This window comes from Pseudomonas sp. TAE6080, from assembly GCF_018732265.1.
GTDB lineage: Bacteria > Pseudomonadota > Gammaproteobacteria > Pseudomonadales > Pseudomonadaceae > Aquipseudomonas > Aquipseudomonas brenneri.
Window position 1 is genome coordinate 498,408 of sequence record NZ_JAHIDY010000001.1, and the last position, 8,751, is coordinate 507,158.

13 protein-coding genes are annotated in these 8,751 nt (G+C 59.8%); all 13 read left to right on the top strand.

The window, feature by feature from the left end; all coding sequences use genetic code 11:
- Positions 1 to 229 precede the first annotated feature (229 nt).
- Complete coding sequence (locus KL786_RS02335; RefSeq protein ID WP_082445537.1) at positions 230 to 958, top strand: LexA family transcriptional regulator; 729 nt, start codon at positions 230 to 232, stop codon at positions 956 to 958.
- A gap of 601 nt (positions 959 to 1,559) precedes the next feature.
- Entirely contained in the window at positions 1,560 to 1,892 is a 333-nt protein-coding gene (locus KL786_RS02340; RefSeq protein WP_032858418.1) for a phage holin family protein, read from the top strand.
- A 21-nt stretch (positions 1,893 to 1,913) separates the two neighbouring features.
- Positions 1,914 to 2,426 carry a hypothetical protein gene (locus KL786_RS02345; RefSeq protein WP_215516603.1) on the top strand — a complete coding sequence of 171 codons (513 nt, stop codon included), beginning with the start codon at positions 1,914 to 1,916 and terminating at the stop codon, positions 2,424 to 2,426.
- A gap of 3 nt (positions 2,427 to 2,429) precedes the next feature.
- Positions 2,430 to 3,041, top strand: a complete 612-nt coding sequence (locus KL786_RS02350) for a phage baseplate assembly protein V (protein ID WP_215516604.1) — start codon at positions 2,430 to 2,432, stop codon at positions 3,039 to 3,041.
- 9 nt (positions 3,042 to 3,050) lie between these two features.
- On the top strand, positions 3,051 to 3,383 hold the full coding sequence (locus tag KL786_RS02355) for a phage baseplate protein (protein WP_215516605.1): 333 nt from the start codon (positions 3,051 to 3,053) through the stop codon (positions 3,381 to 3,383).
- Positions 3,380 to 4,375 carry a baseplate J/gp47 family protein gene (locus KL786_RS02360; protein WP_032858412.1) on the top strand — a complete coding sequence of 332 codons (996 nt, stop codon included), beginning with the start codon at positions 3,380 to 3,382 and terminating at the stop codon, positions 4,373 to 4,375. Before KL786_RS02355 ends, KL786_RS02360 begins: the two co-directional genes overlap by 4 nt.
- Complete coding sequence (locus tag KL786_RS02365) at positions 4,372 to 5,010, top strand: phage tail protein I (protein WP_154841805.1); 639 nt, start codon at positions 4,372 to 4,374, stop codon at positions 5,008 to 5,010. Before KL786_RS02360 ends, KL786_RS02365 begins: the two co-directional genes overlap by 4 nt.
- A complete protein-coding gene (locus tag KL786_RS02370) occupies positions 5,007 to 5,540 on the top strand; it encodes a phage tail-collar fiber domain-containing protein (protein WP_032858408.1) in 534 nt (177 codons plus the stop codon). Before KL786_RS02365 ends, KL786_RS02370 begins: the two co-directional genes overlap by 4 nt.
- Positions 5,541 to 5,573: 33 nt before the next feature.
- Positions 5,574 to 6,329, top strand: coding sequence for a hypothetical protein (locus KL786_RS02375; RefSeq protein ID WP_215516606.1), 756 nt, complete (start codon positions 5,574 to 5,576; stop codon positions 6,327 to 6,329).
- A gap of 11 nt (positions 6,330 to 6,340) precedes the next feature.
- The gene (locus KL786_RS02380; RefSeq protein ID WP_090291892.1) at positions 6,341 to 6,577 is read left to right on the top strand and encodes a tail fiber assembly protein; all 237 of its coding nucleotides are present in this window, start codon (positions 6,341 to 6,343) and stop codon (positions 6,575 to 6,577) included.
- A 90-nt stretch (positions 6,578 to 6,667) separates the two neighbouring features.
- Positions 6,668 to 6,871 carry a hypothetical protein gene (locus KL786_RS02385; RefSeq protein ID WP_032858404.1) on the top strand — a complete coding sequence of 68 codons (204 nt, stop codon included), beginning with the start codon at positions 6,668 to 6,670 and terminating at the stop codon, positions 6,869 to 6,871.
- A gap of 2 nt (positions 6,872 to 6,873) precedes the next feature.
- A complete protein-coding gene (locus KL786_RS02390) occupies positions 6,874 to 8,040 on the top strand; it encodes a phage tail sheath protein (protein WP_215516607.1) in 1,167 nt (388 codons plus the stop codon).
- Complete coding sequence (locus KL786_RS02395) at positions 8,040 to 8,546, top strand: phage major tail tube protein (protein WP_215516608.1); 507 nt, start codon at positions 8,040 to 8,042, stop codon at positions 8,544 to 8,546. Before KL786_RS02390 ends, KL786_RS02395 begins: the two co-directional genes overlap by 1 nt.
- The last annotated feature ends 205 nt before the right edge of the window (positions 8,547 to 8,751 follow it).

Below are 8,751 nucleotides of genomic sequence, written 5' to 3' on the forward strand. Positions count from 1 at the left end.
ACCTAACGCCGATCTTGGCTGTAGGAGCGAGCTTGCTCGCGAAGAACGTCAACGATAATGCGCGCTTGCTGGGTAAACGCGGTGCTCTGAGGTTTTTCGTCGGAACGCCGCCCGGAGACAAGCTCGCTCCTACAGAAAATCGGCATTAGGTGTGGATGTGCATACGCCATGCACAAAATATGCAAATTAGCATTTGCCAACCCCAAAAACTCCCGTCACTATCCCCGTTATGCAAAAACGCAACGTTTCAATCGTCTTAAGAGAGCTGCTCGACCACGACGGGATCTCCCCCACGGAGCTTCACCGGCGTACCGGCGTGCCTCAATCCACTCTGTCCCGGATCCTCAGCGGCAAGATTGTTGATCCGTCGGACAAACACATCTCGCGTATCGCTGATTATTTCCGTATCAGCACTGACCAGTTGCGCGGGCGTGCAGCGCCGGTGCGGCTGGATGAGCGTGACCCGATGCATTCGGAGCTCAAGGATATAAGCCTGTGGGACGACGATACCCCCGTCAATGACGACGAGGTGTCGATCCCCTTTTTGCGTGAGGTTGAATTGGCTGCTGGATCAGGAAGATTCGTCATCGAGGAAAGCGAGAAGGCCAGCCTGCGGTTTGGCAAGCGCAGCCTGCGGCATAACGGTGTGCAATTCGATCAGGCCAAGTGTGTGACGGTGCGCGGTAACAGCATGCTGCCGGTATTGCGCGATGGGGCGACGGTGGGGGTCAATGCTGGCAAGAGCGGGATTGGCGATATCGTCGATGGCGATTTGTATGCCATCAACCACAACGGCCAATTGCGGGTCAAACAACTCTATCGCCTGCCTTCGGGGATTCGCCTGCGCAGTTTCAATCGTGATGAGCATCCGGATGAGGACTACAGCTTCCAGGATATCCAGGAAGAACAGATCAGCATCCTCGGTCACGTTTTCTGGTGGGGCATGTACGCCCGCTAAACCTCCTTTGTAAGAAACAGCCCGCTCATCAGCGGGCTTTTTTTCGCCTGCGGAAAACCGCCAAGTGGCTGTCTTTCAAGATGTTTATGCTGATATGCATTGCTTGAGTGGAAATAAATGCATTTATGCATTGACTGTATATCCATACATGCATATTCTTCATCTCAAGCCAGCCAACAAGGTCTGGTGGAGGCGGCAAGGATGCTGCCAGGGAAGACAAGGAAGGCACGCAACACTGGCAAGGACGCCACCGAGTGATGGCAAGGACGCCAGGCAGCACCGGCAAGGATGCCGACGCTCTTTAGTTTCACGGTTTCACCACAGGCAGCGATGAACCGGCCTTAACGGTTCAGAGGGTTGGCAACTGACCCGGGTGTGCAGCGTAAAGCACCAGAAGCAGTTATCCGGCAGACAGGGATCGTGGTCGGAAAAACATCGAGGAAAGATCCGTACCGCGCCAGTAGCGCCGAAAGATCGCAAGGACCGCATTACTGAAAAGCCTGGGCAACCGGGCTTTTTGGAATGCCTACCGACACATCAAACCACTTATTGATCAAAGCACCGGCCACCTGCCGGTTTTACGCATTCCAGGAGGCGTGACATGACAAACGAGCAGCAAGCGTTGGCAGAAATGCCTATCTGGCTGGTGATTATTCTGGCCCTGATCGGCGGGGTATCCGGGGAAATGTGGCGCGCCGACAAGGAGGGCGCCCGTGGTTGGTCGCTGGTCCGTCGCCTGGCCCTGCGTTCCGGGGCGTGCATGGTGTGCGGGGTATCGGCACTGATGCTGCTGTATGCCGCCGGCATGTCGATCTGGACGGCGGGCGCCCTCGGGTGCCTGACCGCCATGGCCGGTGCCGACGTGGCCATCGGCCTGTATGAGCGCTGGGCCGCCAAGCGCATCGGGGTCAACCAACCCCCGGATTCAAAGTGATTGTTGCAAGGAAGCCACACCATGACCCTCATTGAAAAACCTTCACAGCTGCCGATTGCTGTCGGCGAGGCGCTGCGTGCAGCGTTCCCCGATCTGCGGGTGGGCAGCCCGCCGGGCTTTCTGGCGACGGATGAAACCGGCGTGGCGATCACGGTCGAGCGCAATGGCCCCGGCGTGCGCTCCCTTGAAGGGCGCAAGGCCCATGTTCTGTCGATCTCGCTCACAGTCATGGCCGCCCAGGGCGCGCAACCCTTTGACGCTTGTGACCTGGCGAGCCGGCTGATGGACCTGGTACTGGATAACCGTTGGCAGTTGCCGCCGGCCCAGTGCGATGTGCCGGTGAATATCGTCGCGCTGCCGTCGAGCCTGGCGGGGGCCGAAACCAACTATGACAGTTGGACCGTGTCCTTCAGCCAGACCCTTTACCTCGGCCCGCCACTGCTCGACGACCCCATCGGCAAGCCGCTGTTTGCCCGCACCTGGGAAGTGTCGAACATCGACGACCCCGATCAATACCGGCCATTGCAGGAGTAGCCCATGTTCGATGCACTGTTACGCCTGCAATTGGCGCCCATCGTCGAGCGCTTGGCGCAGATGGAAACTCAGCTTGAAGACCTCTATCGGCGTGCCGAGAGCTTTTGCCGGATCGGCGTGTGCCAGGAGGTCGATGCGGCCAGCAATACCTGCAAGGTCAGTCATGGTGAGTTGCTGACCCCGGCGATTCGCTTTTTCAACCCCAGTGCCGGCGCGCAGACGGAAACGCGGATCCCCACGGTGGGTGAGCAATGCCTGCTGCTCAACTATGGCGGTGGCGAGGGTGGGGGGCAGTCGGTGGCGTTGTTTGGCCTCAACAGTGATCGTTTTCCACCGCTGTCCAGTGTTGCGACGCTGACCCGTCGGCAGCATGCGGACGGTACACAAAGCGCCTACGACGCCGCCGCCCATGTGCTCAATTGGAGCAACGGGCCCACCGCATTCAGCGGTTCGCGCGAGCAGGTCGAACTGCGCCTGGGGGCTGCCCGTCTGGCCATGACTGCCGAGACGCTTACCCTGAATGTAGGTGCCGTCGGCATCCTGCTGGATGCCTCCGGCGTGCACTTGAGTGGCCCGGTGGTCGATCACCAGGGCCGAGTTATCAGCACGGCATAAGGATTTGCCATGATCGGAATTGAGAGAAACACCGGGGCCGTGGTGGACGACTGGCTGCAATTCGTCCAGCGCGCCACCCGGGCCCTGACCACACCTTTGGGCACGCGGCAGAAACGCCCGCTTTACGGTTCGATGATCCCGCAGCTGCTGGGGCAGAACCTGGGCGATGATCTGCTGATCCTCGCCCAAAGCCACGCCGCCCAGGCCTTTTACAACCCGCAGAACGGCATCGCCGATTTTGCCCCGCAAGTCATCGTCGCCAATCGCCAGGGCGCAGGCCTGCTGTTGCGGTTTGCCGGCACCTGGAAAAACCGCAAGCAATCCTTCGAGGTGGTGACATGAGCATGTTGATCCCCGGGCAGAACCAACTGGCGCCGCCCGACCTCATCGCCGTCGACGAATTCGAACCGCTGCTGGCGCAGTTCAAGGCGTTTGTCGTCGATTACGTGGCCACCCGCGCCCCGCAAAGCGCAGCCAAACTCAAGGTCAGCCTGGACAACGAAAGCGAGTTGCTGACCCTGGCCCTGGAAGCCTTTTGCGTGCGCCTGCAAACCCATGAGCGCAAATACAATGCGCGGATCCAGCAGATGCTGGCGTGGTGGGCCACTGGCAGCAACCTGGATGCGCGCCTGGCCGACATGGGCCTGGAGCGCCAGGTGCTCGACCCAGGCGACCCGGCGGCGTTCCCGCCCGTGCCGCCGACCCTCGAAAGTGACGATGATGCGCGGCTGCGCTACTACCTGGCGCCCCACGCGCCGGCTGCGGGTTCACGCATGCAGTATCGTCGCGAGGTGTTCACCCTTGGCGAGCGGCCGGTGGTGAAAGTGCAGAGTGCCGCTGCTGGCGTGGTGACAGTCAGTTATACCTTCGACCCGGATGGTTATGCCGCCCAGGTCAAGGATGGCAACGCCCGGCGTACGGCACCTGGCGAGGTCATGGTCACAGTGCTCTCGCGCTCGGGTAATGGCACGCCATCGACGGACTTGCTTGACGGTGTGCGCCGCCATTTCGCCCGGCCTGATGTGCGCCCGGAAACCGATTGGGTGACGGTGCAGGGCGCGCAGATCGTGCCTTACAAGATCCGCGTGGTCGCCAGGATCAACGCCGGCCCGGACTCGGGGCTGACGCAAGTGGCGGCCCAGCAATTGCTGCAACGTTATGCCGAATCTTGCCACCGCCTTGAAGGGCGCGTGGACCCGAGTTGGATCGACTACACCATCCACACCGCCGGGGCTACACAACTGGAGATTCTCGAACCGCTGGCGCCGATCATCACCACGGCCTTCCAGGCTCCGTATTGCACGGGTGTCGAGGTGCAGGTGCTGACGCTATGAGTGAGCACACATCCAGTTTATTGCCGGCCAACAGTTCACCGCTGGAGAAGGCGCTGGACCTGGGTTTCGGCAAGTTGCTCGAACGGGTCGAGCCGCCGTTCCCGGCGCTGATGAATCCGCTGCACACGCCGCAGGCGTTCCTGCCTTACCTGGCCGCCGACCGCGGCGTCAGTGAGTGGAACGCCGCTGCCGACGAAACCGAAAAGCGCCTCACGGTCGCCCTGTCCTGGCAGATCCAGCGCCAGGCCGGTACGCCCAAGGCGTTGAGCCACGCGGTCGAATCCCTGGGGTTCACCCCCAACATTCTGGCCTGGTACCAACAGCGCCCGCTGGCCCAGCCCTACACCTTCGACGTGCAGGCGATCATCGGCCGCAGTTGGTCCAGTGGTGACCACAACCGCTTGATCCGCCGCATCAACGCGGCCAAGAGCGAGCGCGACCTGGCCACCATCACCCTGGTGCATGAGGTGGTGGGCAGGCTGCCCATCACCAGCGTCGCCCATGCGGCGCTGAGCGACAGCGAGCTGTCGCTGCGGGGCGCCTTGCCGCAACTCATGTTGAGTTCAGGGCTTAACAGTGCGGGCGTGGCCCAGCACTACACCATTAACGACTACGACCTCAGGGCGCAGCCATGACCGATGACATTACGCGCCTGGTGCGCTTCACCTCCAAGGGTTTGGATGAAGTGTTGCAGGCAAAGAACCAAGGCTTGAAAGGCGAAATCACCCACATCGCCGCCGGCACCGGCCGCTACAACCCCACCGGCAACGAAACCGCCCTGCGCGATGAGCGCCAGCGCGTGGCGATTGTGGATTACGAAGACCTGGGCCAGCGCCAACTGCGCATGGCCGCGCTGTTTGATGGCGATGGTGAATATGAGATTGGCGAATTCGGGTTTTACCTCGCCAGTGGAACGCTGTTGGCGGTGTACTCGGTGGCGGGGAAGTTGCTGACGTACAAGGCGGCGGCGGCGCGGGTATTGCAGAAGTTTACGTTGGATATTTCGCCGTTGCCGGCGGATAGCGTCACCGTGATCGTGGGGTCGGAAAACCTCAACATCCTGGTGGTGGATGAGTTGGCGTCACTCTCGACGGCCAGTATCGACAACATGGCACGAGGCATCGGAGCTTTATTTCGATTGATGGCGCTTGAAGCGAAGGCTTAACACAAGATCAATGCACTACAAGGAGTTTAAACATTGAGTACTGAACAGCAATTGGCCGCGGTTGTCAGCGCGGCAAATAATCTGACGGGTGTTGTGACGGGTAAGATCGGCGAGATTGATAAAGCCCTTGAAGTAGCGCAACGAACTTACCGTGAACAGATTGCAAGTTTGGATCAGCGCTTGCCCAGGCTGGCGCTTACACAAAATTTTAGTATGGCGCCGGATGCCACGGGCAATCTGATTGAGGGATGGGATATCCATCAGCAGGTAACTACAAAGAAGTTGCGGGCAATCACTACTCTTTCTCAACAAGCTGGGCGCCCCCAAGCAGATATCGATTTTATGCGACAAGTCCAAGCGGATGTTCGGGAACAGTTTCCTGATTTTGATATTAGGGCCTCTGAATATTGGAGAAATGTCATTCACGTCTGGCAAATGAAATGGTCGAGTAATACGGGAGGTTCTGCTTGGCTCGCTTATCCAAGGTCTGTCGATGACGGAAAGGTAAGTGGTGGCCGCCCGTTGATTCTGAACTCTAGCCTGACGATAGGTGCTTTTGTTCGGATTGTTAGTGGTGAAGTTAATAACGCGTGGTGTACAGGGGCTGAAAAGGGCAAGTGGCGTTGGTGTTCAGTGGTTATGCAACCGACTCGAATGTTTGGCCATTACTGGTTTATCCACCCGATGTGTATCTCTGCAGATGGGGAAGTTGAGGTGATGCTTGCAGGCGCCTGTACGGGTGTTGTTACTCATCCAGCTGATTGGTCATACATGTTGGCTTTGGATTAAGGAGAGCGTTAATGAAACCTGTATTTGCACTTGCTGAACTACATCCTTTGATCAAGTGGAAGGAAATCCGCGCATCCCGCGACGCCGATCTCGCCGCCAGCGATTACGCCGCGATGCCCGATTACCCCATGACGGAAAAGGACCGCCCGGTCTTCGTCGCCTACCGCAAGGCCCTGCGCGATATCCCCGATCAGGGCGCCGATCCGGACGCCGTGATCTGGCCCGAAAAACCGGCCTTCCTGAAGTAATCCCCCCCACCGCGAAAGCGGTTTTTTTTCGCCCGCCCAAAGTCCCTCCCGCAGGGGCTTTGCGCTTTTTGCACCCGGAGAATTCCCACCATGGCCAACCGCCAAACCTACACCGTCCTCATCCCATTCCCCACCCAAGGTGGCCACTGGTCCACCGTCGGCCAGGAACTGGACTTGCTGGACGTCGAAGCAACCGCCCTGCGCACCGCCGGCCGCCTGGAACTGACCAGCGTGCTGGCTGCCGCCCAAGACACCCCACCGGCCAAGAAGGCCGTCACCAAGAAGGCTGAATAATCATGGCTGAGGTTTTGAACTTCGAGCATAACGGCATCACCGTCAATGCCAGCGAATCCCCCGAGGCCATGGGTGGCCTGGGTGACAACGTGATCGGTCTGGTCGGCACTGCGCCTAATGCGCATCTGTCGATCCCGAAAAACGCCCCGTTCCGCATCAACAGTTTCACCGCCCAGGCTCTGCTGGACCCCACCGGCACTGAGTCGGGCACGCTGTTTCATGCGGTGTACCAGATCCTCAAAGTGGTCAAGGTGCCGGTCTATGTGGTGATCGTCGAAGAGGGTGCGACCCCCGCCGATACCCTCAACAACGTGATCGGCGGCAACGAGCCGGTGACCGGTCGCAAGCTGGGCCTCGCAGCACTTGGCAGTGTCCCGGAAGACCTGACCATCATTGGTGCTCCAGGCTTCACCGGCACCAAGGCTGTGGCCGGTGAATTTGCCGCTTTCGGCAAGCGCATCAAGGCCCGTGTGGTGCTGGACGGCAAAGACGCCAGCGTCGCCGATCAAGTGACCTACAGTGGTGAGCTGGGCGGTGCCGACCTGGGTTTCGACCGTTGCCTGCTGGTACACAACATGCCGTCGGTGTACTCCAAGGCGGCGAAGAAAAACGTGTTCCTCGCGCCGTCGTCCCTGGCCATCGCCGCGCTGGCCAAGGTCAAGCAGTGGGAGAGCCCGGGCAACCAGGTGACCTTCGCCGAAGACGTGTCGCGGGTGGTCGAGTACAACATCCTCGACACCTCCACCGAAGGCGACCTGCTCAACCGCTACGGCGTGAGCTACTACGCCCGCACCATCCTCGGCGGTTTCTCGCTGCTGGGTAACCGTTCCATCACCGGCATGTTCATCAGCTATGTCGGCCTGGAAGACGCCATCAGCCGCAAGCTGGTCAAGGCCGGGCAGAAAGCCATGGCGCACAACCTGACCAAGTCGTTCATGGACCAGGAGGTCAAGCGCATCAACGACTGGCTGCAAACCCTGGTGGCCGACGAAACCATCCCGGGCGGCAGTGTGTACCTGCACCCGGAACTCAACAGTGTCGAGAAGTACAAGAACGGCACCTGGTTCATCGTGATCGACTACGGCCGCTACGCGCCGAACGAACACATGGTTTATCAACTCAATGCCCGCGATGAAATCATCGAGCAGTTCCTGGAGGACGTTCTCTAATGTTTACCAACCGAGTCAGACAGGCCATTGCGGCCACTCTCCAGGGCCTGCCGCTGTCGGCGACCGTCGAGGAATTCACCCCGCCGAAGATCGAGTTCGACATGGAGCCCATGTCCGGCGGGCGCTTTATCGCCGAGGAAATGGCCAAGAGCGCCAAGGTGCTGAGCGCCAAGCTGGTGCTGCAAGGCGCCGGTCCCGAAATCATGCTGGCCCTGGGCGTGCGCTTGGGCGAAGACATCCTGCTCAACGTGCGTGAGGCGGGCCAGGACCAGGACGGCAAGACCTACTTCACCTACCACACCGTCGGCGGCAAGCTCAAATCCCTGGAAGAAGCCAAGCTGAAGATGGGCGACAAGGCCACCACCACCCTGGATCTGTCCTGCCGCACCTACCATCGCCTGGACAACGGCGTGCCGGTGATCGACATCGACGTGCGCACCCAGAAGTTCGTGCTCAACGGCGTCGACATCCTCGGTGATGCCCGGCGTGCGGTGTTGATGCCGTAAGCCTTTTTACGGATCTGAAATAGGCACGGTCAGTGTGGGAGCTGGCTTGCCAGCGATTGCATCACCTCAGTTCAACTGAAAGACCGCGCTGCCTGTATCGCAGGCAAGCCAGCTCCCACATTGTGGACTGCCCCCAAGAAGTTGGACACCAATCCAATTTCTTGGGGTGTTCACATGAGCAAGTATTCAGATCAATTCAAACTCA